The sequence below is a fragment of the Sporosarcina sp. ACRSL genome, from assembly GCF_022346605.1.
Classification (GTDB): domain Bacteria; phylum Bacillota; class Bacilli; order Bacillales_A; family Planococcaceae; genus Sporosarcina.
The window spans coordinates 1-24,575 of the sequence record NZ_JAKRNT010000016.1 but is presented as its reverse complement, the minus strand read 5'-3'; the positions used below and the strand labels follow the sequence as shown (position 1 = coordinate 24,575).

General features: G+C 45.3%; 27 protein-coding genes and 1 rRNA gene. 2 read left to right on the top strand and 26 right to left on the bottom strand.

What is annotated here, in order from left to right:
* Positions 1-49: 49 nt before the first annotated feature.
* The 10 genes from MHZ92_RS19200 to metG form a co-directional block, all read right to left on the bottom strand.
* A complete protein-coding gene (locus MHZ92_RS19200; protein WP_239433327.1) occupies positions 50-427 on the bottom strand; it encodes a RidA family protein in 378 nt (125 codons plus the stop codon).
* Complete coding sequence (gene purR, locus MHZ92_RS19195; RefSeq protein WP_239433326.1) at positions 424-1,257, bottom strand: pur operon repressor; 834 nt, start codon at positions 1,255-1,257, stop codon at positions 424-426. Before purR ends, MHZ92_RS19200 begins: the two co-directional genes overlap by 4 nt.
* 57 nt (positions 1,258-1,314) lie before the next feature.
* The gene (gene ispE / locus MHZ92_RS19190; RefSeq protein ID WP_239433325.1) at positions 1,315-2,181 is read right to left on the bottom strand and encodes a 4-(cytidine 5'-diphospho)-2-C-methyl-D-erythritol kinase; all 867 of its coding nucleotides are present in this window, start codon (positions 2,179-2,181) and stop codon (positions 1,315-1,317) included.
* Positions 2,182-2,595: 414 nt separating this feature from the next.
* On the bottom strand, positions 2,596-2,781 hold the full coding sequence (locus tag MHZ92_RS19185; protein ID WP_239433324.1) for a small, acid-soluble spore protein, alpha/beta type: 186 nt from the start codon (positions 2,779-2,781) through the stop codon (positions 2,596-2,598).
* Positions 2,782-2,906: 125 nt separating this feature from the next.
* Positions 2,907-3,173, bottom strand: a complete 267-nt coding sequence (gene veg, locus MHZ92_RS19180; protein ID WP_239433323.1) for a biofilm formation stimulator Veg — start codon at positions 3,171-3,173, stop codon at positions 2,907-2,909.
* A 142-nt stretch (positions 3,174-3,315) separates the two neighbouring features.
* Positions 3,316-4,200 carry a 16S rRNA (adenine(1518)-N(6)/adenine(1519)-N(6))-dimethyltransferase RsmA gene (gene rsmA / locus MHZ92_RS19175; RefSeq protein ID WP_239433322.1) on the bottom strand — a complete coding sequence of 295 codons (885 nt, stop codon included), beginning with the start codon at positions 4,198-4,200 and terminating at the stop codon, positions 3,316-3,318.
* Complete coding sequence (gene rnmV, locus MHZ92_RS19170; protein WP_239433321.1) at positions 4,193-4,753, bottom strand: ribonuclease M5; 561 nt, start codon at positions 4,751-4,753, stop codon at positions 4,193-4,195. The genes rsmA and rnmV overlap by 8 nt, the downstream gene beginning before the upstream one ends.
* 596 nt (positions 4,754-5,349) lie before the next feature.
* Positions 5,350-6,582, bottom strand: coding sequence for a G5 and 3D domain-containing protein (locus MHZ92_RS19165; protein ID WP_239433320.1), 1,233 nt, complete (start codon positions 6,580-6,582; stop codon positions 5,350-5,352).
* A gap of 131 nt (positions 6,583-6,713) precedes the next feature.
* On the bottom strand, positions 6,714-7,484 hold the full coding sequence (locus tag MHZ92_RS19160; RefSeq protein WP_239433319.1) for a TatD family hydrolase: 771 nt from the start codon (positions 7,482-7,484) through the stop codon (positions 6,714-6,716).
* A 121-nt stretch (positions 7,485-7,605) separates the two neighbouring features.
* The gene (gene metG / locus MHZ92_RS19155; protein WP_239433318.1) at positions 7,606-9,564 is read right to left on the bottom strand and encodes a methionine--tRNA ligase; all 1,959 of its coding nucleotides are present in this window, start codon (positions 9,562-9,564) and stop codon (positions 7,606-7,608) included.
* 509 nt (positions 9,565-10,073) lie between these two features.
* Here metG and MHZ92_RS19150 point away from each other — a divergent pair.
* Positions 10,074-10,349 (top strand): AbrB/MazE/SpoVT family DNA-binding domain-containing protein, encoded by a 276-nt coding sequence (locus MHZ92_RS19150; protein WP_239433317.1) that lies wholly within the window; start codon positions 10,074-10,076, stop codon positions 10,347-10,349.
* 93 nt (positions 10,350-10,442) lie between these two features.
* On the opposite strand, the gene rsmI is transcribed toward MHZ92_RS19150, so the two are convergent.
* From rsmI to MHZ92_RS19075, 15 genes are all read right to left on the bottom strand, one after another.
* The gene (gene rsmI, locus MHZ92_RS19145) at positions 10,443-11,321 is read right to left on the bottom strand and encodes a 16S rRNA (cytidine(1402)-2'-O)-methyltransferase (RefSeq protein ID WP_239433316.1); all 879 of its coding nucleotides are present in this window, start codon (positions 11,319-11,321) and stop codon (positions 10,443-10,445) included.
* On the bottom strand, positions 11,299-11,586 hold the full coding sequence (locus MHZ92_RS19140; protein ID WP_239433315.1) for a GIY-YIG nuclease family protein: 288 nt from the start codon (positions 11,584-11,586) through the stop codon (positions 11,299-11,301). Before MHZ92_RS19140 ends, rsmI begins: the two co-directional genes overlap by 23 nt.
* Positions 11,570-12,319, bottom strand: a complete 750-nt coding sequence (locus MHZ92_RS19135; protein WP_239433314.1) for a tRNA1(Val) (adenine(37)-N6)-methyltransferase — start codon at positions 12,317-12,319, stop codon at positions 11,570-11,572. Before MHZ92_RS19135 ends, MHZ92_RS19140 begins: the two co-directional genes overlap by 17 nt.
* Before the next feature lie 60 nt (positions 12,320-12,379).
* Positions 12,380-12,739: a DNA replication initiation control protein YabA gene (gene yabA, locus MHZ92_RS19130; protein ID WP_255723663.1), complete on the bottom strand. Its 360-nt coding sequence runs from the start codon at positions 12,737-12,739 to the stop codon at positions 12,380-12,382.
* Positions 12,740-12,752: 13 nt separating this feature from the next.
* Entirely contained in the window at positions 12,753-13,580 is an 828-nt protein-coding gene (locus MHZ92_RS19125; protein ID WP_239433313.1) for a PSP1 domain-containing protein, read from the bottom strand.
* Entirely contained in the window at positions 13,573-14,577 is a 1,005-nt protein-coding gene (holB, locus tag MHZ92_RS19120; protein WP_239433312.1) for a DNA polymerase III subunit delta', read from the bottom strand. Before holB ends, MHZ92_RS19125 begins: the two co-directional genes overlap by 8 nt.
* 49 nt (positions 14,578-14,626) lie before the next feature.
* On the bottom strand, positions 14,627-15,067 hold the full coding sequence (locus MHZ92_RS19115) for a YaaR family protein (protein ID WP_239433311.1): 441 nt from the start codon (positions 15,065-15,067) through the stop codon (positions 14,627-14,629).
* Positions 15,068-15,088: 21 nt separating this feature from the next.
* Complete coding sequence (locus MHZ92_RS19110) at positions 15,089-15,418, bottom strand: cyclic-di-AMP receptor (RefSeq protein ID WP_060206001.1); 330 nt, start codon at positions 15,416-15,418, stop codon at positions 15,089-15,091.
* 346 nt (positions 15,419-15,764) lie between these two features.
* On the bottom strand, positions 15,765-16,409 hold the full coding sequence (tmk, locus tag MHZ92_RS19105; protein ID WP_239433310.1) for a dTMP kinase: 645 nt from the start codon (positions 16,407-16,409) through the stop codon (positions 15,765-15,767).
* A gap of 18 nt (positions 16,410-16,427) precedes the next feature.
* A complete protein-coding gene (locus tag MHZ92_RS19100; RefSeq protein ID WP_370644788.1) occupies positions 16,428-17,825 on the bottom strand; it encodes an aminotransferase class I/II-fold pyridoxal phosphate-dependent enzyme in 1,398 nt (465 codons plus the stop codon).
* Between the two features lie 113 nt (positions 17,826-17,938).
* Positions 17,939-19,087: an ABC transporter permease gene (locus MHZ92_RS19095; RefSeq protein WP_239433308.1), complete on the bottom strand. Its 1,149-nt coding sequence runs from the start codon at positions 19,085-19,087 to the stop codon at positions 17,939-17,941.
* 12 nt (positions 19,088-19,099) lie between these two features.
* A complete protein-coding gene (locus MHZ92_RS19090) occupies positions 19,100-20,287 on the bottom strand; it encodes an ABC transporter permease (protein ID WP_239433307.1) in 1,188 nt (395 codons plus the stop codon).
* A gap of 11 nt (positions 20,288-20,298) precedes the next feature.
* Positions 20,299-21,231, bottom strand: coding sequence for an ABC transporter ATP-binding protein (locus tag MHZ92_RS19085; RefSeq protein WP_239433306.1), 933 nt, complete (start codon positions 21,229-21,231; stop codon positions 20,299-20,301).
* A gap of 131 nt (positions 21,232-21,362) precedes the next feature.
* On the bottom strand, positions 21,363-22,016 hold the full coding sequence (locus tag MHZ92_RS19080; RefSeq protein ID WP_239433305.1) for a response regulator: 654 nt from the start codon (positions 22,014-22,016) through the stop codon (positions 21,363-21,365).
* Complete coding sequence (locus tag MHZ92_RS19075) at positions 22,013-23,221, bottom strand: sensor histidine kinase (RefSeq protein ID WP_239433304.1); 1,209 nt, start codon at positions 23,219-23,221, stop codon at positions 22,013-22,015. Before MHZ92_RS19075 ends, MHZ92_RS19080 begins: the two co-directional genes overlap by 4 nt.
* 424 nt (positions 23,222-23,645) lie before the next feature.
* On the opposite strand from MHZ92_RS19075, the gene MHZ92_RS19070 reads away from it, so the two are divergent.
* Positions 23,646-24,146 (top strand): hypothetical protein, encoded by a 501-nt coding sequence (locus MHZ92_RS19070; protein ID WP_239433303.1) that lies wholly within the window; start codon positions 23,646-23,648, stop codon positions 24,144-24,146.
* A gap of 275 nt (positions 24,147-24,421) precedes the next feature.
* Here the strand turns inward: MHZ92_RS19070 and rrf are convergent.
* Positions 24,422-24,538, bottom strand: a 5S ribosomal RNA gene (rrf, locus tag MHZ92_RS19065).
* Between the last annotated feature and the right edge of the window lie 37 nt (positions 24,539-24,575).

The following is a 24,575-nucleotide window of genomic DNA, read 5'->3' as shown; positions in this document are numbered from 1 at the left end:
ATAAATATGGCGGCCCGCTCATTTTAGAACGGACCGCCATCTGTTTTTTTTATTCCCCTGCAAGCGCGATTACTTCGATTTCGACTGGTGCATCCTTCGGCAACCTTGCCACTTCCACCGTCGAGCGTGCGGGAGTGTGCGAGCCGAAATGTTGGGCATATACATCGTTCAATGCGGCAAATTGGTTCATGTCCTTAAGGAACACAGTCACTTTGATGACTTGATCAAGGGAAGAGCCTGCCTCTGCCAAAACAGCTTTCAAGTTGGCGAAAACTTGGTTCGTCTGCTCTTCGATTGTACCTTCGACGAGCAGCCCGTCCGGCGTCATTGGTAGTTGACCTGATGTATAAACCAATCCATTCACTTTAACGGCTTGTGCATATGGTCCGATTGCTTTCGGAGCGTTTTCTGTAGCTACGTAATTCATTCCGTTTTTCCACCCTTCGTGAAATAGTTTCCTTCTTCCAATTCAATGATGCGGTCCTTCTCATTTACTGCACGGAGTTTCACTAATGAAAGATAATCGTCTACGAGCACTTCCTCAGTATGTTCCGCCTCTACGAGGACGGCAGCCCCAGCAAGCTCACAGTCGAATTCCTCCAATAGATTCTTCATGCCGGCCATCGTTCCGCCCGCTTTCATGAAGTCATCTGTAATCAATACCTTTCTACCGCTCTTCATGCTTCTTTTTGATAGAACCATTGTTTGAATACGGCGAGTTGAACCGGACACGTAATTGATGCTGACCGTTGATCCTTCTGTCACTTTGCTGTCCCTTCGAACGATGACGACCGGGACATTCAAATGGCGGGCAATCGCTTGGGCAATCGAAATGCCTTTCGTAGCGACTGTCATGATCACATCGATCTCTGTTTCTGCGAATGCGGAGGCAAATACTTTACCGATCCGATCCATAATTTTTGGTTCCCCTAAAAAATCCGTCATATATAAATAACCGCCGGGCAGCAGACGATCTGACCGTCCGAGACTTTCCTTAATAAGGGCCATCACTTCACGGACTTCCGTTTCAGAGACATGCGGAATATATTTCACTCCGCCGGCAGCACCTGATACCGTCATCAGTTTGCCAGTTCCATTCTCTTCAAACGTCTCCTTGATAATTGCCAAGTCTTCACTAATGGAAGACTTCGCAGCTTGATAGCGCTCGGAAAAGAAAGTTAGCGGTATGAGTGTATGAGGATTTTCCAATAGGTGACGCGTCATATCGACAAGTCGCCCGCTCCTTTTCCACTTCATCAATAACAACCCCTAGACCCGAATGTTTTATCCGTAGATTATCATAATTATACGTTTTTAATCAAGCAAGAAACGCTCTCCTGTCATTCGAACAGCATGAACTTCCTTACAGAAGCCTTTCAATCCATTGTAGATCCTTGAAACTCTAGCTTCTTGCCTAACGAAACCGAAAACGGTTGGACCGCTTCCACTCATCAAAACTGCATCAGCCCCGAACTGTTCCATTTTCTCTTTTAAGACGACGACCTGAGGATGCAGTTTCATAGTCACCGGCTCAAGGACATTGCCTAAAGACGCGCACATTTTGTCGTAATCTCCTGAATGCAATGCTTCGAGCATGGCTTCCGTGTCAGGGTGGACGATAGAATCGACATGAAGATTCCGATAAATATCCGCTGTAGAAACGGAGATTGAAGGTTTTGCGAGGATGACCCAGCAGTTAGGTGGAGCCGGCAAATGCTGTATCTTCTCCCCACGGCCTTTTGCGAGTGCCGTTCCTCCGTAAACACAGAACGACACATCTGAACCGATCTTTGAACCGATCTCAGCCAATTCGTCTGCGCTCAGCTGCAACTTCCAAAGTCTGTTTAATCCACGTAGTGTTGCAGCTGCGTCTGAACTTCCGCCTGCAAGACCCGCGGCTACGGGAATTTTTTTATCGAGTGTAATATCGACTCCTTCTCGGACGCCGTATTTCCGTTTCAACAGATCGGCTGCCTGATAGGCAAGATTTTTCCGGTCATTTGGCACGAAACGCTCGGATACTTTAATGTTGATGTGCCCGTCATTTGAAGGACGAAGCCAGACCCGGTCAGCCAAATCGACCGTCGTCATGATCATTTCCACTTCATGAAAACCATCGGGGCGTTTATGTAAGACATCAAGTGTCAGGTTGATTTTTGCAGGTGCTTTCTCATATAACATTCAGCCCCCTCCATTCCAAGCTTGTCATTGTCCCCTATTTTACCATAGGTAATTGGATTGCACCCCTGAAAATTTTTCACAAAAGCGGAGGGTGGCGGGACCGGTGCTCCTAACGCTACGCTTTTACTCGCAAAAGCCGTTCTTCGTGACGGCTTTCACTGCGACAGGCATAAGGCGGATCTGCGTAACGGCGCACTTTGCCGTGCAGCAGATCTGACTAATGACCCGAGCAAGTCGAACAGCGAAGTGTTCGATTTGCCGTATTTCTGCGGTCTTTGCAGAAATTAAGGCAGCCTTCCAGCACCCGGAGTCTAGACGATAACATGTTTTCTAGAAAATAAAAGAGCTGCATGGCGTCTAATACGACATCCATGCAACTCTTCCTTTGTCAGTCGTTTATGAGATGGGTGGATCTTAGCTGTTGTTTCGTTTTTCCGCCAGTCCACGTTCGGCCATTTGAATGGCATACTTCACCATGTTACCGGCGTCACGTGATTTGATGCCTCCCCAACCTTCCCGCTGAACAACATCGTAAAAGCCAAGCTCTTTCGCAATTTCTTCCTTCAAGTGCTCAGACATTATACTCCGTCTTCTCGCCATTAGGTTTTTCCTCCTTTTCGACTGACAATTCTAGTATGGGCTAGGGCCATAAAAAAACACCTATGCGCTTCAGAATAGAAGTGCATAGGTATTTTAATAAAAACAATACATGATTGCTATGAAGACTATTTGACGACAAACGCAGTGGCGTCTCCGTCATCCAGAACTGTTATTTCGACTGCTTCAGTCAAAATATCCGCGTAGCTGTAAGATACCCTTTCAAAAGCATTTTCATCCTGGTCCAGTTCTACAACAAAAACTGCCCGATACGTCTCACGAAGGACTCCAGCACGTTCAATCGTTTTCTTACGGCCACCGTTTGCTCTTAAGTGCAAACGTTTCCCTAAGTGAGCATCCAATGATTTCTTAATGTCCGCTAATGTTTTTGGCACGTCGCTTACACCTCACTGGATATAAGTATAACACTTTTAAAAAGTTCTGTCAATTAAAATGAGAATTTTATCAATAAAACCTTATCGCTGTCAATTCTTTTTTCGCTTTTTTAGACAAATTACCCGAGCAATTACTTGATTGTCACAAATTTTTGAACTCACTGTATAGAGCATTCGACAATTTACCGAACTCCTCGATTGACAATGTCTCACCTCTTCTGCCCGGATCTATGTCAATCCGCTCAAATGCCCTAAGAATTTGCTCCTTCTTCATCTTCCCTTCTGGCAAAGAGGACTGTAAGTTGTTCAACAACGTCTTTCTTCTCTGGACGAATGAACCCCTTGCTACCTCAAACAGAAAGTCTTCGTCGATCACTTCTACTGGCGGCTCCGCTTTTTTTGTCAGCTTTAACACAGCAGATTCGACATTCGGCTGCGGGATGAAAACTGTCTTCGGCACAATCATCGAAACTTCGGCATCCATGTAATATTGGACGGCTATCGACAATGATCCATACGCTTTTGTACTAGGAGATGCCGTGATGCGATCAGCCACTTCCTTTTGCATCATGATTACCATGCCGCGAATCCGAACTTTGCCAAGAAGGAATTTCATAATGATCGGTGTGGTTACATAATAAGGGAGATTGGCAACGACGACTATATCGTCAAAGTCGCTAAACTGCTCCTCGACGACTTTATTCAAATCCGCTTCAAGGACGTCTTGGTTAATGATCGTAACATTGTCATACGGCGATAACGTATCTTCTAACACGGGCAGCAAACGTTGGTCAATTTCAAATGCGACAACTTTCCCTGCATTCCTAGCCAAATGCTCGGTCAAAGCCCCGATGCCAGGACCGATTTCAATCACGCCTGTTTTGTCCGTCAAGTCGGCGTGCGAAACGATATTACGTAATATATTCGGGTCGATCAAGAAGTTTTGACCTAAGCTCTTTTTGAAGGAGAACCCGTGCTTCTCTAAAATCTCTTTCGTTCTGACTGGCGTTGCAATATCTTTATTCATGGCCATCCTCCTCGTGCAGGACTTTCAATGCCTCCACGAATTGATGTTGCCCAATCCGGAACATTTCAAGTCTCTTTTTCAATCCTTTGCCGTTCACTTGTCCGATTTGAAGAATTTCACTGAGCCGATCACGTCGTCTTTTCGCATCAGGATGTCCAATAAGCCTTTCCGCCAGAAGGATTTCAAAAGGAATCTCTTCGATAGGCTCGGTATCGACGGAATAGACCGCCTCCAGGGCTTTTTGGATATCCTCGTCTTTTGCATGTTCGATGCCGAGTCCTTGCCCGTTTTTGGCAATTGTTTTCGACTTATGCAAAAACGCGTGTTTTACGCCGGGTATCCGTTCTTCGATGATGGAGCGGATTCTCCTGCCTGGGAAGTCGGGGTCCGTAAAAACGATGACTCCACGGGTTTCCTGAGCGAGACGTATCCGATCCAATGTCTTTTCATCGATTGCCGACCCGTTTGTCTCGATCGTGTCAGCTCCTGTTGCCCTTTTGATCGCAATCGTATCGGATTTGCCTTCTACGACGATTATTTCCTTTATGTTCAACCGATACCCTCATTTCGTTTCATTGCGTTTGTTTAATTTTACGTGTTGAAGCGTCTGTTGTACAGGTGAGTCCTTACTCAAAGGGTCACTCTGGATTTCCGTTCCAGGCGGACGCTTTCCAATCGAACAGCGAAGGGTTCGATTTGCCGTATTTCTGCGTATTTTGCAGAAATTAAGGCAGCCGTATCCTGCTCCCTTAAGGTCGCAGAAGACGTTCCCCGTAACGGTAGAGTTAAGATGTGCTCGTAACGCTTCGCTTTTACTCGCAAATGCCGTTCTTCGTAACGGCAGAGCAATGATGTGCTCCTAACGCTTCGCTTTTACTCGCAAACGCCGTTCTTCGTTACGGCAGAGCAATGATGTGCTCCTAACGCTTCGCTTTTACTCGCAAACGCCGTTCTTCGTTACGGCAGAGCAATGATGTGCTCGTAACGCTTCGCTTTTACTCGCAAACGCCGTTCTTCGTTACGGCGTTCGCCGCCTTCCACTTCAATCCTATCCATATAAACGGCTATTAAATATATATAAATTATAAAAAACCGTGGGACTGGATTAGCCCCACGGGTAGATGTGGATTTAAAATGATTGCTATGGATTTAGTCGATCACTTTAATTTTCACGGTACGACGTCCGAAATTGTACGCTGCCTGTTTTGTCGGTACATGGAGGTCGATTCGATTTCCTTTGATTGCCCCGCCGGTATCCCCAGCGATTGCGTATCCGTATCCTTCCACCCACACTTTGGAACCTAGCGGGATGACTTTAGGGTCTACGGCAACGACCTTCAAATTCGGATTGGCTCTTAAGTCGATGCCTGTAGCCGTTGTTCCTGTGCAGCCGTTACAGTGCGCCGTATAGGCTGTAGCGGTGACGTAAAATTCTTTCCCTCCGGATGGTGCAGCCGAGCTGCCACGCGATACAATCGTTTTAGGTTTACTAGTGTTGGCGCTTGCCACCATCTTTTTGGAACCGACCGCAACAATTTTCTTTTGCGGTTCCTTAATGACCTTTTCACTCAATAACGTACGAGATACTTCTTTGCCATTTTCTTTGACAACTTCAAACTTGCGCTCGACAGATCCCTTCTTGCCTTCTTGGACGACCTTTTCGCGTCCTTTCAGCAATTCGGCATCACTCTTCGTTACGACCGCAAAGTTCGTTGGCTCTTCCACTACATCGGTGACCTTTTCCACACGCACGACTTCAACTATGGAACCCGGCTTGACCAATCCGTCCGCCTTCCGGTTCAGCTTGTCGTGTTCATTCAATTGAATGTTCTCTCTCTTTAAAAAGTCAGCGACCGTAGTCGAAGTTGACCACACTTGTTTCTCATTCCCGCCATCGATAAGCGTCAATTGGAACGCTTTTTGAACATTGATGCGTAGATCTTCCCCAAGGTTTTCATTCGGATTTGGCAGAACCTTGTCGTGCTCTAAAAGGGTAACACCGGCAGCGGCTAAAATATCGCCGACGTTCCGTTCAGTCGTCCAAATCTTTTGTACTTCCTTGCCTGTATGAATCTCTACTTGCTTTGCCTGTTCCCACCTGACCGATAATCCTTCTTCGATCGGTGTATTCACTGAGGGTGTTACTAAGTCATGTTCGGCAACTTCGAAATCTTCGCTTGATAGAAGTTGCCCAACTGTATGTGCAGATGTTTTTATTTCAATTTGCTCACCGTTCACAAGTAATGTGACCGATTTCTTAGATCCTTCGTAAAGAACAAGTGAAATGATTGAAACAAATAGCGTAAATGCAAAAGTTACTAATGCTATTTGTTTACTCCTCAATGACATCGAGAACAGATTTTTCATGGTGCTTTTTGGCATGAAAAAACTCCTCCTTTATCACTCGGCTGATTATAATGCTTCCTTTTCGACGTGTCAACTCATTGGAACTTCAAATTCTTCCCCTATGTATGGATGAATACAAGTAGGAAGCGATATAATCACTTTATAAGTTATTTCGAAATACGGAAGATCTTTAATGCATTTTCGGTCGTTCTTTTTGCCACTTCTTCAACCGGAATATCCTTCAGACGGGCGATTTCCTCCGCCACAAGTGTAACGAGCGCCGGCTCATTCCGTTTTCCGCGATGAGGATGTGGAGCAAGGTAAGGAGCGTCTGTTTCAATTAACAAATGATCCAATGAAATGTCTGTTGCAACTTGCTTCGGCATTTTTGCATTTTTAAAGGTGACGGGGCCACCTAGGGAAATGAGGAAATTCATGTTGATGCACTCTTTTGCTGTTTCGACGCTGCCGCCATAGCAGTGCATGATACCGCCCGTAATTCCGGCTTCCTCCTCCTTTAAAATTTTAACAACATCGCCTGTTGCATCGCGATTATGGATAATGATTGGAAGATCCAGTTTTTGCGCAAGCCGGATTTGTTTTCTAAACAATTCTTGCTGAACGTCTTTCGGCGATTTATCCCAATAATAATCCAGGCCGGTCTCTCCGATGCCGACGACCTTAGGATGTGCCGCAAGGGACTCGATCCATTCCAAATCTTCATCGGTGCAATCAATAGCGTCCACAGGATGCCATCCAATGACCGCGTAAATGAATGGATATTGTTCAACTAAGTCCATCGCTTTCTCGATCGTCTTCCGATCAAAGCCGACAACGACCATTTTATGGACTCCCGCATCAATCGCGCGTTGGATGACTTCTTGGACATCTTCTTCGTATTGGTCTGCATTTAAATGGACATGTGTATCGATATACATTTGCGTCTCTCCTCATAAAGTTCATTCTATTCCAACGAATTATGACTTTCGTTACAGTATAGTGACAAACCTGTTAAAAAATAAAGACGGCGCCTCTTTACGAAACGCCGCCTGTTACAATTCACTTCACTTTTGCTCCGTTTTCCAATGATGGGTCGACGGTTGCCAATTTCAAAACGCCGTTGGACTCACCAGATAAAATCATTCCTTCAGAGATTTCACCTCGTAATTTGACCGGCTTCAAGTTGGCAACAACAATCACTTTCTCGCCAATCAATTGTTCCGGTTCATAATACTCAGCGATGCCTGAGATGACTTGGCGTTGTTCATAGCCTAAATCGAGTTGAAACTTCAACAACTTGTCCGCTTTCGGGATTCGCTCACATTCAAGTACGGTTGCAACCCGCAGATCAATCTTCGCGAAATCATCGATTGTGATTTCTTCCGGTCCTTCGATTTCAGCAGGTGCTTCCTCCTTCTTTTCCTTCGGAGCTGTAACTGCCATTTGGTCGCGGATATAAACGATTTCCACTTCAGGATCGAGGCGAGGGAAAATCGGAACTCCTTTTTCCACTACTTTCGTTCCTTCAGGAATTGCATCGTAATTACCTAAGCTATCCCATGCAAGCATCGTCTCATCGAGTCCGAGCTGTTCCATAATTTGAATCGGCGCTTTCGTCATGAAAGGCTGCAAGAGAACAGCAATCTGTTGGAGCGATGCGGCAAGATGAGCCATGACGGATGCCAATTTCCCTTTATCCGCCTCTTCTTTTGCAAGAACCCAAGGAGCTGTTTCGTCGATATATTTATTTGTCCGTGAAATGATCGTCCATAGCTCTGAAAGGACGACGCTAAATTGCATGTTCTCCATAGCAGTTTCATATTTCTCGATTGCGCTTGCTGTAAAGTCACGCAATACTTGATCGTATTCAGTCGGTTCAAGCCCTGTCGTCGGTATGACACCGCCGAAATATTTATTGATCATGGAAACCGTTCGATTTAACAAGTTTCCTAAGTCATTGGCTAAATCGTAATTTGTCCGCTCTACGAATGATTCAGGGGAGAATTTACCATCTTGTCCGAACGGTAATTCCCGAAGAAGGAAATAGCGCGTAGCGTCAAGCCCGTAGCGCTCCACAAGCATTTCAGGGTAGACGACATTTCCTTTCGATTTCGACATTTTTCCATCCTTCATCATGATGAAGCCGTGGGCAAACACTTTTTTCGGCAACGGAAGATCGAGCGCCATAAGGAAAATTGGCCAGTAGATTGTATGGAAACGAACAATATCCTTCCCGACGACATGCACGTCAGCAGGCCAGTATTTCTTGAATAGCGAGTCGTCATCAGAGCCGTAGCCGAGCGCGGTAATGTAATTCGTTAACGCATCGACCCAGACGTAAATGACATGTTTCGGATCTCCCGGCACTTTAATGCCCCAGTCGAATGACATACGGGAGACGGATAAGTCTTCAAGACCCGGTTTAATGAAGTTATTGATCATTTCATTCTTACGGGATTCGGGTTCGATGAATTTCGGATTGTCTTCATAATATTTTAGAAGCCTGTCCGCATATTTCTGCATATTGAAGAAGTACGATTCCTCCGAAACTTTTTCGACTGGACGATTACAGTCTGGGCAGTTGCCCTCAACGAGCTGCGACTCGGTAAAGTAGGATTCACAAGGGACACATTTCCATCCTTCATACTCGCCTTTGTAAATGTCGCCATTGTCGAGGAACTTCTGGAAGATTTTCTCGACTGCCGTTTTATGACGTTCTTCCGTTGTTCGAATCAAATCATCATACGATATATCCATGAGTTTCCAGAGGTCTATAGCTATATCTGCAATACGGTCTACATATTGTTGCGGCGGAAGTCCTTCCTCTTCCGCTTTCTCTTGGATTTTCTGTCCGTGCTCGTCCATTCCCGTCAGGAAACGCACGTCAAATCCACGCAGTCTTTTATAGCGTGCCATCGCGTCTGATGCAACGGTCGTGTATGCAGTTCCTATATGAAATTTCCCACTTGGATAATAAATAGGAGTCGTAATATAAAATGTTTTTTGCTGTTCAGCCACCAAAATACCTCCTGTGTTTCAATCTATACTAACCATATTATCTAAATTTCAACAAAAGCGCTATGTAGACACGCATAAAATTGATAATCCACGCATAAATTTACGAATGTACGTATAAAACCCTAGAAATGATCATATACATTTTTTCTTGCGCATAAATTCTCGCAGATGCTCATAAACCGCTCCAAATACGCATAAACACAATAACCACTCATTGTTCAGTTAGTCTCAACTTTTGATGAATTAAGTTAAATTTCCTTATTAATGCTCAAATACTCTTTCACTTCCATTTCCCTATAATCCCTTTCCTTTGGTTACTTAATACCCCACCGCCAATAGAAAATCAGAACATCAAAAGTCCCGTTTTTTCTCCTCAATCTATTATTCTCGACATAGTATTCAGCTAGATTTATTGACGTTTATTGGAAGAGTTGGTATGATATTTGGTAGACAAGAGAAATATGTCGAATTTTGACGAAAATTTAAATCGTTTAGGAGGAATTCTTGTCATGAAATCAACAGGAATCGTTAGAAAAGTTGACGAACTAGGCCGTGTCGTCATTCCAATCGAACTTCGCCGCACACTAGGAATTGAGCAGAAAGATGCTCTAGAAATTTATGTCGATGATGACAAGATTATCTTGAAGAAATACATGCCGAATATGACTTGTTCTATTACAGGTGAAGTATCAGATAACAACTTGCAACTTATTGATGGAAAGCTAATTTTAAGCCCAGATGGTGCTAGACAACTTATTAAAGAGATTGAAGAGAAAATAAAATAATATTATCCTAGCAATAGTATTTAAGGATAATACGATAAATAGGAGTATCCTCAGGCTGAAGAATCCAGAACAATTTCTTGTTCTGGATTCTTTTTATGCATTTTTATTCACATGATATGCCTGATAAACATCCCTTTTGGACATCCCTCTTTCCGTTGCGACCAACTTGATCGCGTCCTTTGAAGAAACGCCTTCCTGTTCGATCACCATTTCTACATGCGTTGCTATGCTAATCTCATTCCACCAATTATCCGATGCTTCTTCTACATCTTCATTTCCCGCAACGACGATACAAAATTCCCCTCTAATTTCATTTGCTTCCACCCAAGAGACGGCTTCCTCAAGCGTTCCTCGAAGAAATTCTTCATATCGCTTCGTTAATTCTCTTGCTAAAACGACTTGGCGAGAGCCGCCAAATGCTTCATAAAGCGCCTTTAACGTTTCCTTTAAGCGATGAGGGGCTTCATAGAAGAGCAACGTCTCCTCTTTTTGCTTTAGCTTCCGCAATTGTTCATTGCGATCCTTCTTCTGCCGCGATAGAAATCCAAAGAAAGTGAATGGCTGTGTCTGTAGCCCGGAAGCGACCAATGCACTGATTGCGGCGTTGGCGCCCGGAACCGGAACGACATCAAATCCCTCTTCAATCGCTTTTGTTGCAATATCATTCCCGGGATCGGATATGCAAGGCATCCCAGCGTCACTTACTAAGGCGATTGTCTTTCCTTCTGCCAAAAGCGACAGGATCTTTTCTCCACCCTTCTCGATATTATGCTCATGATAGCTCATGAGCGGTGTTTTTATGTCGAAGTGGTTGCAGAGCTTGATCGTATTTCTCGTATCTTCTGCAGCAATCATATCTGCTTCCTGGAGGATTCGGATCGCTCGAAATGTCATATCTTCCAGATTGCCGATTGGCGTTCCTACGAGAAATAACTTTGCGACATTTGCTTCAGTGCTTTTCTGTGATTTCATCGTTCCTTTGCCCCTCTCGCATATATCGTTCCTTTGCCGAACGTGTTAATTGCTTGAACTGGTATTCCGCCCGCATCGCATCCCGCTTTGTTTCATACTTTTCTTGATAAATAAGACGGACCGGTAATTTAGCGCGTGTGTATTTAGCGCCCTTTCCTTCATTATGGGTCCGGATGCGCTTTTCCAAATCATTTGTATAGCCTGCGTAGTAAGAGCCATCGTTGCATTCAAGGACATAGAACAGATGCTCATTCGGCTTGTCCATATAAAAGCTGCCTCACTTCTTCCGTATACTCCCCATCTTCACCGTAAACATATAAAGGCGGCAATATTTTCAAATCGGGTTTGCCGTCCTTAATTCCTTCAATTAATAACGTATTGGCTTCCTTACCTTCCTTCGGATACACAAAACGGATTCTTTTCGGTTCCAACCTGTGTGCTCGCATAGCCGTCACAATATCGAGCAGCCTGCCAGGTCGATGGACGAATGCCGCTTTTCCGCCTTGCTTCAACAGCTCGCTCGCAGACTGTACAGCTTGTTCCAGCGTCAGGTAGATTTCATGCCTCGCAATGGCGACATGCTCCTTCAAGTTTTTCTCACTTGCTTCGATAGCAGGGAAATAAGGGGGATTGCAAGTGACGGTATCGTATTTTTCGTAGCCAAGCTTCGCGGCAATTCCGATCACATCGTCGTTCACGATTGTAATCCGCTCATCCAACCCATTGTACGTAACACTCCTTTGCGCCATATCGGCAAGCCTTTCCTGAAGCTCGACTGCGATAATATCCGCATTCGTTCGGGCGCTTAAGAAAAGTGGGATTGCCCCGTTGCCTGCGCATAAATCGACAATTCGACCCGAGCGGATCGGTACATATGCAAATTTTGCGAGCAGCACGGCATCAAGAGAAAAGGAAAATACGGATGGGCTTTGGATGATCCGCAAGTTTTCCGCTAATAAATAATCCAGTCTTTCATCTTCCTTCAATAACTTCTCCATATATTCTCCTCCGTCAATAGAAAAAAGAGCCGATGCCTAATTGATTAGGATCGGCTCATCTCAAGCATTCTGTTTGTTCAGGAAGGATAGGCAGAATAAACAATCTTCCCCTTTACGACTGCTACCGAAATGGACATTGCAGACGTGGTATCCTTCATTATATATCCTGGCCAGGTTGTCCACCCCTTCGCCGATATCGACTTTATGAGGCTTTTCAGGCGGCCGTTGTTCATCTACTAATTGAGTTTTGTCAGTCAATTCTTCAAGCCTTGTCCGGAGATGATGGTTTTCCAGTTGAAGTGAGTGGTTCTCTTCCGTCATCTTCGCCACAAATCCAATTAATTCTCGGAATTGATCATGCATGGCTTCGAGCTGCTGCTCAAACTCCATCACTCTGTCGAGAAAGTTCCCTTCTTTCAACTTGTTCACCCCATCATTTCGTCAATTGAGCTACTGAGCTTGTTCGACTCTCTATTTCTTCCCATGAATATTCCAAGACCTGTTCCTGGTCCGCCAAGTTCACTTGCAAAATCCGCTCCAGCAAGTTCAAGCCGACCACTTTCCCCGGCCCTTCAGGCGTTTGCACCCGTTCACCGATGTCGGGCATCAAGGCTTTTGCCTCTTCATATTCATCATTTTCGTATTTCAGGCAACACATAAGGCGACCGCATAACCCCGAAATCTTGGATGGGTTAAGCGAAAGGTTTTGATCCTTCGCCATCTTGATCGATACAGGTTCAAAATCACCTAAGAAAGTTGAACAGCAAAGCATTCTGCCGCACGGCCCGATGCCTCCGAGCATTTTCGCCTCATCACGGACACCAATTTGACGCAGTTCGATTCGCGTCCGGAAAATGGCAGCGAGATCTTTTACAAGATTTCGGAAATCGACCCGTCCTTCTGCTGTAAAATAAAAGACGATCTTATTGCGATCAAATGTATATTCCACGTCGACGAGCTTCATTTCCAGCTCATGCTCCCGTATTTTTTCGACACATTTGCCAAAAGCCTGCTCTGCATCCATCCGGTTTTCTTCTACCTGGATTTGGTCTTCTTCAAGAGCTTTACGGATGATCTTCTTAAGTGGCAAGACGACGTCATTTTCACCGACTTCCCTCACAGGACTAGCAACTTTTCCGTACTCGATGCCTCGGGCTGTTTCAACGATGACATAATCACCGACAGCGAGCGGATAATCGAGAGGATCGAAGTAATATATTTTACCCGCCTTTTTGAAGCGGACTCCTACAACTTTATACAAGCATTAACCCCTCCTGCAAATTGAGCACCAGTTGTTCCATTAAAAGTGTACGGTTCATGTTGCCGTATAGCTTTTTCTTCGCTTGTAAAATCGCTTCCATATTCGCCGATAGACGACTGTATGTCATCTTCATTGAAAGTCCCCGGAAAAACTCCTGCTGATCGGGAAACGTTAATTCCGATTGCAATCCGGATTTCAATGAGACGATATCACGGTACGCATAGAGAAGCATATCAAGACCTCGTTCAACGTCTTCCTTCTCTTTCATTGCCGGCAACCATTCCGATTGGACGAATAGAAGCGCTTCATTTACATTGCGATCTGATGCTTCTATCAATTTTAACACTGTTTTTCGCATGTGTGCAAATTGATCATTCTCAGCAAGCTCTTTTGCTTGCCCGATATCCGCTGTCATCATCGTAACCGTTGCTGCCATCGACGCAGTAATCCCTGTATCGACCAACTTTGCAATCATCTCTTCCCGCCGTGGTGGGAGGAAGCTGACACGCTGACATCTCGATTGGATGGTCGGTAGGATCGACTGGTAAGAATCGGTTAGAAGGATTGCCGTCACTTCTCCTTCCGGTTCCTCCAGGAATTTAAGCAGCGTATTGGCGGCAGCTACATTCATCCGATCCGCGCGGGATATGATATAGATTTTACGCCCGGGTTCATATCCTTTTCTCGTCATTTTCATAATTAACGAAGACATCTGTTCTTTTTTAATGTCTTGTCCGTCCGGCTCAATTTTCGTCACATTCGGGTGATTTCCTGATGCAACGCGTTTGCAAGCCCGACATGTTTCACATGGAACAGCATTTTCGGGCTGCTCGCAAAGCAAAAGCTTCGCAAAATGGATGGCCGCCTCTTCTTTTCCAGTGCCTGTCTCGCCGTCAAATAGATAGGCGTGCCCAATCCGGTGATTGCGGAATGTCGCTTCCAGTCTATCGATGACAGCCTTTTGCCTCTTCCTGATGCCGTTTTCAACGCCTTCCATGCTTTGCTTGTACCTCCTTGGTTCAAAAAAACCGTGTTAGGAACACGGGTCATCTATATAAATTAATGAGAAGTCCTTTAATTTCTCCGATTTTCCCTAATAACTCGACAGATGTCTGCTCTTCATTCAATAAGGCTTCCGCCAATTCAATGAGCTTTTCATCGATCGTCTGGACAATTTTCAATCTGCGCCCTTCGCCGAATTGATTCCACGTATGAGATTGTTTTAATCCCATTCCGGATTCAACCGATTCCTTCAGGAAACGGCGGACAAGCATCTTGAATTTTGCCATATCTCTTAAATTCCGTGAACGGGCTAGACGGTCCCCTGCCGAGGAGATGTCGCCAAGCAGCCTTGTGATTTGTTCCCCGTGCAGTTTTTCTTCCTGTTGGAGAACCATTTGGCCGAACCGGGCATTCCCTTGCGTTGGACGCAACGGCTCATTTCTGAATTTGTCAGGCCCGGTCCGGTACTCTCCATTCACTTTCATTTTTTACATCACCTCATTTCATCAGAAATGATGAAATTGTTCAATTGGTAAGACGAATACTGTTGCGCCGCCCACTTCTACCTCGACCGGATAGGGGATGTAGGAGTCGGCATTGCCGCCCATTGGTGATACGGGCGCAACCATTTGGTCACGAGATCGGCAATTTTCCCGAATCAATTCTAAAGCTTTCGGAACGAGGCTGTCATCCGTTCCGATGAGGAAAGTCGTATTCCCCGACCGCAGAAACCCTCCAGTACTGGCTAGTTTCGTAGCGCGAAAATCATTTTTCGTTAAAGCCGCAGATAAGCGGTTGCTATCTTGGTCCTGTACAACTGCCACAATCAATTTCACGGTACCCTCTCCTTTTAGCTTTTTTATATGATATTGCGAATACAGTTGATTTCCACTCCGGGCGGACGCTTTCCGCGGGCACGGCTTCAGCCAATCGAACAGCGAAGGGTTCGATTTGCCTTAATTTCTGCGCCTTTTGCAGAAATTAAGGCAGCCATTAACTAATCCCTGCTCCCTTAAGGTCGCAAAACACATTGCTCGTAACGCTGCGCTTTTACTCGCAAAAGCCGTTCTTCGTGACGGCTTTCGCTGGAGTCGCCGCCCTACGTTTCAATCAACTTAACATACCTATTAATAACAGAACATATACCAAATCATGAGGCTATAAGTCCTCTTATATATTATATCATGAATTCTTATTGGAAATGAGTTGAGAACTTATAATTTTCCAAACATTTTCAGTTACTTCAGATAATGGCTGGCTGGCGTCTGTGCTGACGATGCGATCTGGGAATTTTTCGATCAATAATTGGTAGCCTTCGTGAACTTTATGATGGAATTGCAATGTTTCATTGTCCAATCGATTTTGTTCGCGTTCGTCGTTTTTTGAAATTCTTCGCAACCCTTCTTCCGGCGTGATATCGAAGTACACGGTCCTATCCGGCATCGTATTGTCGATTGCAAATGCGTTGATGGACATGACTTCGTCCATGCCTAGCCCGCGTGCATAGCCTTGGTAGGCGAGGGAGCTGTCGACGAATCGGTCGCAAAGGACGATATTTCCTTCTTCCAATGCCGGGATAATTTTCTCGACGAGGTGTTGGCGTCGGGCAGCTGCATATAGAAGCGCCTCCGTCCTACCGTCCATTTCCTGGTGCTCGTTGTCGAGGATGATATTACGGATCTTTTCTGAAATGCGGATGCCTCCCGGTTCACGGGTTAGGATCGCTTTTTTTCCTTCCGCCACTAATCTCTTATATATTTCTGCAATCACAGTCGTTTTTCCTGCACCTTCAGGGCCTTCGAATGTGATAAATATTCCTTTATGCATGCTTGATTCCTCCGACCTTCATTTCATTACATACAACTTCTTTTCGGCAAGTTGAACAGCGCCTTGAAATCTTGCGCCAGCTCTTATTAATGCCGACAATGCCCGAATATGGCCTTCCGTAATTTGTTCTCCTTTGATCAGCAATGGAATGCCTGGAGGATACGGGATAATTGAGCCGGCGGCGACTCGTCCCGCGGCTTCATCCAATGCGATCCATTCTGTCTCCACGTCTGTTAACAAAGGTGGTGGGAAGGCGAGCATGGAAATTCCAGCGGGCCAAGCATCCATATCCGGCAAAATAGGGTTCTCTTCTACTTTACCCAATGTCGTTATGGCCGCAACAATTTTTTCATTCCAAGCTTGCAAGGGAGGGGTAGATTGTACATTCCATAACGGAAGCACGAATAACACTTGGTATGGATCTGCGAGCTCTGCGTAAAATCCTTTTGATTCGAGAGATGCCTGTAAGGCAAAGCCGGTATGCCCTTCAGCACGGATCAACAGCTTTAACGGATCATCCGTCTCCACAATTTTGAGGATAGGAATACTCGTCAGTTCCCGGATGAACGAATTGCGCAGCTCTAGGAATTGATTTTTATCGCTGTCTTTGTATGAAGCAACATATGCTCTCGCATCATCGAGGGACGCCATAATCATGTATGATGGGCTGCTTGACTGCAGCATTTGTAAAAAATGCGCAATTTTCTGCTCGGAGACTAATTCCGACCGAACATGCAAGAACGAGCCCATCGTCATTGCGGGCAACGTCTTGTGGGCGGAATGAACGACAACGTCCGCCCCTAACTCAATAGCGGATCGAGGAAACGGCTCGCCGACGATAAAATGTGCACCATGGGCTTCATCGACAAGGACAGGGATGGAGCGGGCATGGCACAAATTAATAATCTCCTGAAGGCCTTCACCCGCCACTCCATAATACGTCGGGTACGTTAGAACGACAGCTTTCGCTTCAGGGTATGCAGCGAGTGCCTCCTCTACGAGCTCCGCCGTCAGTACACCCGGTGTCTGTGTATGCGCATCCCATGGTGGGGAAAGCAATACAGGACGGGCTCCCGTCATTTCGATTGCGTTGAAAACAGATTTATGGGCGTTGCGCTGTACGATGATCATGTCATCGGCTTTACATGTCGCAAAAATCATCGCCAAGTTTCCAACCGTGGAGCCATTAACGAGGAAAAAACTCCTGCTCGACTGATAAAGAGAGGAAAGCAGTCTTTCAGCTTCCCGTATAACCCCTTCTGCTTCATGGAGGTCATCTAACCCCGTAAGCTCGGTGAAGTCATACGCCAGAGAAGCCTGCATTTCCCTTGGCAAGCTGGAAAGTAGGCCATTCTTATGTCCGGGCACGTGAAATGAAACCGGATTTTGTTCCTTAAAATATTGTAATGCCTGCACTAGCGGGCGAGTAGTTTGATTCATCTAACGTTACACTTCCTTTATCTATTTCTATTATAGAGGAAGTGCGTTAACTAAGAAATGAAATACGCGTGACACCTGTTGTGATGGTGTCACGCGTATTTCATTCTTGATAATCCTATTGAAAGAAATACAACTGCAAACCCTAATAATACGAAGAGAGGCATCATAATATCCCCTGCAGTGCCGCCTTCCGTAATAAGCGTCGTGAAGCCTTCCATCGCCCACGTTTGCGGTACGAAGTTGGCGATTTTCTGCATTACGTCCGGCACCATACTGATCGGCCAATAAACGCCGCCGAGCATGCATGTCGAAATGATCACCAATGTTCCAATCGCATTCTGCTGCTCAACTGTTTTCACGAAGCTTGCAATCGCCATTCCGAGGCCTACGACACACAGGAGCAAGGACGTGATAAGAAGAAGCAATGCTCCCGGAGGCCCCCAGTAGACGCCAAACAGGGTAGACGATAGCAAAATAAGAAGAAAGAACTGAATCCATCCGACAATGAAGAACGAAAGGAAATAGCCTAGCAGCACTTGGAAACGTGTGACGGGCGTCGTAAACAATCTCGACCAGATTCCGACCTGCCTCGCTTCAATCAACGTACCTGTCATCGAAAGCATCATGATCATAACGAACATGATTGAGAATCCTGCGGAGCTATAAGAGACGCCCATCATCGGATTTCCCGTAGATATACCTGTTTTTTGTTCAGTCCATACTTGGATCTTGACTTCATTCTCAATAAGCCTGCCAAAGACGGACTCCCAACTTTCATCTAAATAGGAGCTTCCTACTTGTGCTGCTGCAACGTAAATGTCTACGCCTTGTATCGCCTGATTCACTTGTTGTTCAACGAGAGGGGCAGTGGCAAGCCCTGCAGTCGGTTGAAAATGGATTACTGGCTCATTGTCCCTGAGCTTTTCAGTGATTCCCTTTTCAATTGTCATGGTGCCTTGCACTTCATTTCCGCTCAATTGCTCCTCCGCAACATCTGCAGAGACGAGTTCATAGATAATCATTTCATCCTTCATCAGTTGCTGAGCAATATACTTGGATAGAGTTGATTGCTCCTCGTCGACCAACGCTATGCGGAAACTTACATCTGCGTCTGATCCGAAAACAGTTCCGAATAGAAAAGTGAATAGCAACGGCATACCGAGCATTACGACAATCGAAGATTTCTTCTTGAATGTCCGTTTAATTTCAAAAAGGCAAATGGATAAGATTTTCTTCATTCCGCACACCTCCTATGTCATCCGGCGTCTAAGCCGGAGGGAACTGATGAAAATGGACGCAACCCCAATACCGAGCAAAACGCCTGCAGGCAGCCATAACGTGGACCATGGAGCTCCTGTCATGATGGATGTGTAGCTCGTCAATGCCCATGAATTCGGCGTCGCCATTGCAATTTTTCGCATGATTTCGGGGAATAAAGCAAGGGGCAACATCGATCCGCCGAGCAATGCCAATAATTGAACCCCCATACTTCCAACAATATCCGCCATTTTTTCATTTGTCGTAAACGCAGCTACAACCATTGCCAATCCTGCTACTGAAAAGATATAAAAGAAGGTGATGAAGAGGATTTGCATGATGGACGGCCCCCAGTCCACCTTCAACAAGAAATGCGTAGCTCCAATGAATATCAAAAATTGAATCCATGCAAAAAGAAATGCACCGATGAATTTGCCAACGAGGATCGAACGGACGGAAGTTGGTGTCATCATCAATCGTGACAATGTTTCACTCCGCCTCTCCTGTTGAAAAGACTTTCCGCCTGCCATCGCGTTGAATAAAAGGAACATCGCTGCCATTGCCGCGGCATAGTACTGCATGGAACTGACCGTTTCTTCTTCCGGCGACTCACTTATATACGACCTTTGTTCATTCATGACAGTCTCAATGGATGAGGCAAGCTCATGTTGGATGGCATCCATATCAATTGAGCCGCCATTAGCAGACAATACAGACGCCTCCGTCATAATTGCAGTTGTCGAAGTTGTAATCGCAAGAGACGTTTGAGCGAATGTTTCGATCATCTGTTGAATGACGGTCGCTGCCGTTTCCTGTCCGGAGATTGGCGTAATGACAGCTCTGTCTGTATCGGGATGCCATCCATCCGGAAAATGTACACCTACATGCACTTCCCGGTCCTCCACCCAATCCGTAAGCTGTTTCCCCGACTCTGCCCGTTTGACCGTGATGGCAAGCCCTTCTTCTCCCATTGTCTGGAGGAGACTATCGGTCATTACGTTCGATTCGGGTGAGTAGACGCCTACAATCGTTTCCGGCATGTTTCCTCCTCCCATGACCCCTTTTAAGGCTGACCCTAAAATGACGGTCAACAGAATCGGCATGAGAATCATCATGAGGATGGCTTTTCGATCCGTTAAATGGATTTTCGCGTCTTTAACGGCGATTAAAAGGCTTTTCATTGCAATCCCTCCTATTCACGCAAAGAGCGTCCTGTCAATTGCAGAAACAATGTTTCCAAATTGGCTTCTTGCAATTGCATATTGTGGATGGCCACGCTTGACCGGCTAGCGAGCAGGATGACGTCCGAGACGGTTTCCATTTTAGACTCCATATGCACATCGATCTCATTTTCTGGCAGGACAATCACTTTTTCAACGCCGTCCATTGCCTTCAACTGCTCAATAAATTGTGGGCGTACAGTGTCTACGGCTATCTTTAATACGGTACCGCCCGCCAATCTGTTAGCTAAATCCTTCTTTGTCCCGCTTGCAATTAATTTCCCCTCGTCCATAATGGCAATCCTTCTGCAAAGGTACTCCACTTCTTCCATGTAGTGACTCGTGTAAATGACGGTCATTCCTTGTTCATTCAATGATTTCACCGTCTCTAAAATATGATTCCTCGATTGGGGGTCGATGCCGACTGTCGGTTCATCCATAATGAGAAGCTGTGGCTCATGCATAAGAGCGGCCCCGATATTGATCCGCCGCTTCATCCCGCCTGAAAACGTTTCGATACGTTCTTTCGCCCGTCCAGTTAACCCCACTAACTCCAACACTTCCTTTGCTCTTGTCTTAGCTGCTTTCCCCGATAGACCGTACATCTTTCCCCAAAACAGAAGATTATCCAACGCAGACATCGTCGGATAGAGTGCTATATCTTGCGGGACGACTCCTATCATCTGTTTCGTTTCCTTATGATGTTTGCCGACAAGCTTGCCATTAATGAGAATCTCCCCGCCTTCGTACGGAATGAGCCCGCATATCATGGAAATGAGCGTCGACTTCCCTGCGCCATTCGGACCGAGCAAGCCGAACGACTCCCCTTTTTTGACGGTAAGCGTAACCCCTTTAATCACCTCATTAGATTGAAAGCTCTTTTTCACGTCCGTAACTGTAAGCATGACAGCCCCTCCTTCTACTCTCATCCTACGTTCCTGCCGTCTTTCTTACATCGAGCGCGCGATAGATTTTTGGACATAAAAAAAACGACACCGATGTGCCGTTATGCATGGTCTCTATGTAAAAAGTAATGTCAAAAAGTCGTAACACCGTAGCGTACGGCAAAAATGGCAGCTTGCGTACGATCTCGAAGCCCAAGCTTCTGAATGACGTTCGATACATGATTCTTAACTGTCCCTTCGGTAATGAACAACGCGTCCGCAATTTCCTTATTATTCAACCCTTGCCCCAAATGCATGAGTACTTCCTTTTCACGCTCTGATAACTCCCCAAGCCCTTCCGGCAAAGCAGCAGGCCTATCATGATTTCTCATTCTTAGCTCAGGTAATACTTGTGACGTGAATTCCTTCGGTAGAACGACGCCACCATGATGGACGGTCAGGATAGCTTGGGCAATCGTGTCCGTCGGCATATCCTTTAACAAATAGCCGCTCGCCCCTTCCTCGAGCGCGTCGAAAACAAATGAACTGTCATTGAATGTCGTCAATATCAATACTTTCACGTCTGGCAATTTTTCTTTTATCAACTTTGTCCCTTCAACACCGTTCGTTTTCGGCATCCTTATATCCATTAACACAATATCCGGTTGAAGCTGCAACGCCTTGTTTAATGCATCCGATCCATCCACTGCCATACCGACGACTTCGATTTCTTGCCGTAAGCCTAACAATGTACCAAGCCCTTCACGTACCAATGGCTGGTCGTCAACAATCATGATTTTTATCATACTGTCACCTCCATCAATTTCTGTTGAAATGGAAAGGTAATATAGATTCCAAAGCCTTCTCCTTCAACACTTCGGATCTCAAATAAGCCTCCATGCTCCTCGACACGTTCTTTCATGTTAATCAACCCGAAATTAGGAAGGATATTCTTCTGCCCCATGCCATCGTCTTTGATCGTCAGAAGGATCTCCTTTTCCCCTATCTGAATTTCCACTAAGCAAGTACGGGCATTCCCATGCTTCTTCGCATTCGTCAATCCTTCCTGGACAACCCTTTTAATTGTCGGCTGTAAGGAAGAAGGAATGGCGGATGAATCCCCCTCCAAGGAAAGAGTTGTTTGCATTTGCGTCATGGCAGAAAACTCATCCAGCAGCTCCTGCAACACCTCAACGAACGACAACCCCCGGTCATCCTCTTTCAACGTTCTGACAGACACCCGAAGCTCGTGAAGTGAATCCCTTGTCAGCTGCGCACAGACGGCAATCACCTCTTTCGCTTTTTCCGCGTCCCTTTCGACCATCTCACGTGCAACCTGCAATTGGACGATCAATGCCGTCATTTTATGTCCGACCGTATCGTGAATTTCCCGCGCGATCTCATTCCGCTCCCGAATGACCGTCAACTGCTCTACTTGCTCTGCATACTCACGCAACTGCCTATGCGCAGCCTGCAATGCGTCGTGTGATTCATTTAATTGCCCATATTGATTAGATATCGTCTCCTTCGCATTATGGAAATTACGAATAAGACTCCCGACAAAAGCGCCATAAAAAACGAACATCGCATTTATAATATTGTTTGAGAGTGAATATTCACCGGTTTGTGCATAGATCCAGAAGCTGGTCATAATCCATACGGCAACGAACAGCCCTGAGAAAAATCCAAGGAGTCTCTTATGACCAAACAGTATGAAAACAGTCGTTGACAGGACACCAAAAAAGATCAAATACAAATAACCGCTTTCCGGAAATAAAAAACCGAAGCCGGTAACGACAAGAAAATCGATCGATGAACAAAGAATCCTGCTCTTCTCTCTGACGTTGCCCATTTGAATAAAATGACTGGCAATAAATATAGGGATCGCAACAATGATATAGAGCGTTCGGGAATCACCCATCCCATCCGCATTTTGTAAAAAGTAAACGCTCAAAATGACTAACATAGTTATGCGTACTAATGAAAATAAAAACAAAGAGAAACTTTTCATACCACTCCTCCGTTCTATCATTCTAATCATGAACTACTCATATTTTTTAAGCAATAGTGATTAGTATTTTGACTTCCAAGAGTAATTTGGGATTAAAATTGCTTGTATGTCTGCCATTGACCTAGAGATACGCATAAATTCTAATACTCGCGCATAAATCAGTGCACAAGCGCATAAAGTCTAACAACCACGCATAAGCCATTTCAAATACGCATAAATGGATATAGAAGCTTATAAATTAAAATAAACACGGATAAATAGAGCAGTCCATCCAGGCTTTTTTCTCTACAGGCTGCGTAACTCGTTGAACCAGCCTGAATCCCGCACAATCCTTTTAGTGACTGCATATTAGTTAACCAAAGTGTCTGAATGTTGATATAATTGATATAGAGATAGGGCTTTTATCTAAATAGGAGGTGTTTTTTTGAAGGTAAAAACGTTAAGTTTTATTGTTTTCGGTTTACTTCTTCTCGCCAGTGCTTGCTCAAGAAATGAATCGGTTGAAAGTAATCTTCAATTTCCTGAAAACATTCCAGACTTCGTTACAGAAAGTGATTTTGAACAAATTGATTGGGAGAATAAAGCCGTTACATTCAACCGCAATATCATCGGTAATGAAAACAAATCAGGTGTGATCGGTGCTAACATGCCAAGCATTACGACAAAACAAAAGTGGATGTGGCATCTTTGGGGGATTGAAAATCCCGCAACAACCAATCTAACCGTCGTTGGGTTTCACCGAGACACAGGTACTGTCCATCCAATTTTGACAACAGGTTGGACGACAGGTCTTGGAGGAGCGAATAATGGTGCAGATGCTCACATACCTTCGAATGTACAGATACCTCAGGCAGGGGAATGGGCAATATTATTATATACGGATGGAGAATTATTTGATGTCTTGATCTATGAAATTAATGAATGAGGAGTATGCTTGAGGGGATTTATTCAAGTCAATTGGAGGTTTCTTTAGCGGGGATGTGGCTACTTTGGACACGGATTGGTGCTATTTGTAAGCGTATGGGATTGCTTTGGACGCGGAACAGTACTCTTTGGACGCGATTCATTACTTATTGAACGTGGAACGTAGAAAAATACCGATTTACCTCACCTAAACTGAATCGAGCCAAATGCATTTGACAATTTAAGCACTTCCTTTTAAACATAAAAAAAAACCACCCCCCACAGGAGATGGTCTTTGCCCGGCGACGTCCTACTCTCACAGGAGGAAGCCCCCCTACTACCATCGGCGCTGAAGAGCTTAACTTCCGTGTTCGGGATGGGAACGGGTGTGACCTCTTCGCCGTCGTCACCAGACTATGTATGAACGATCTTGTTCGTTCAAAACCGGATA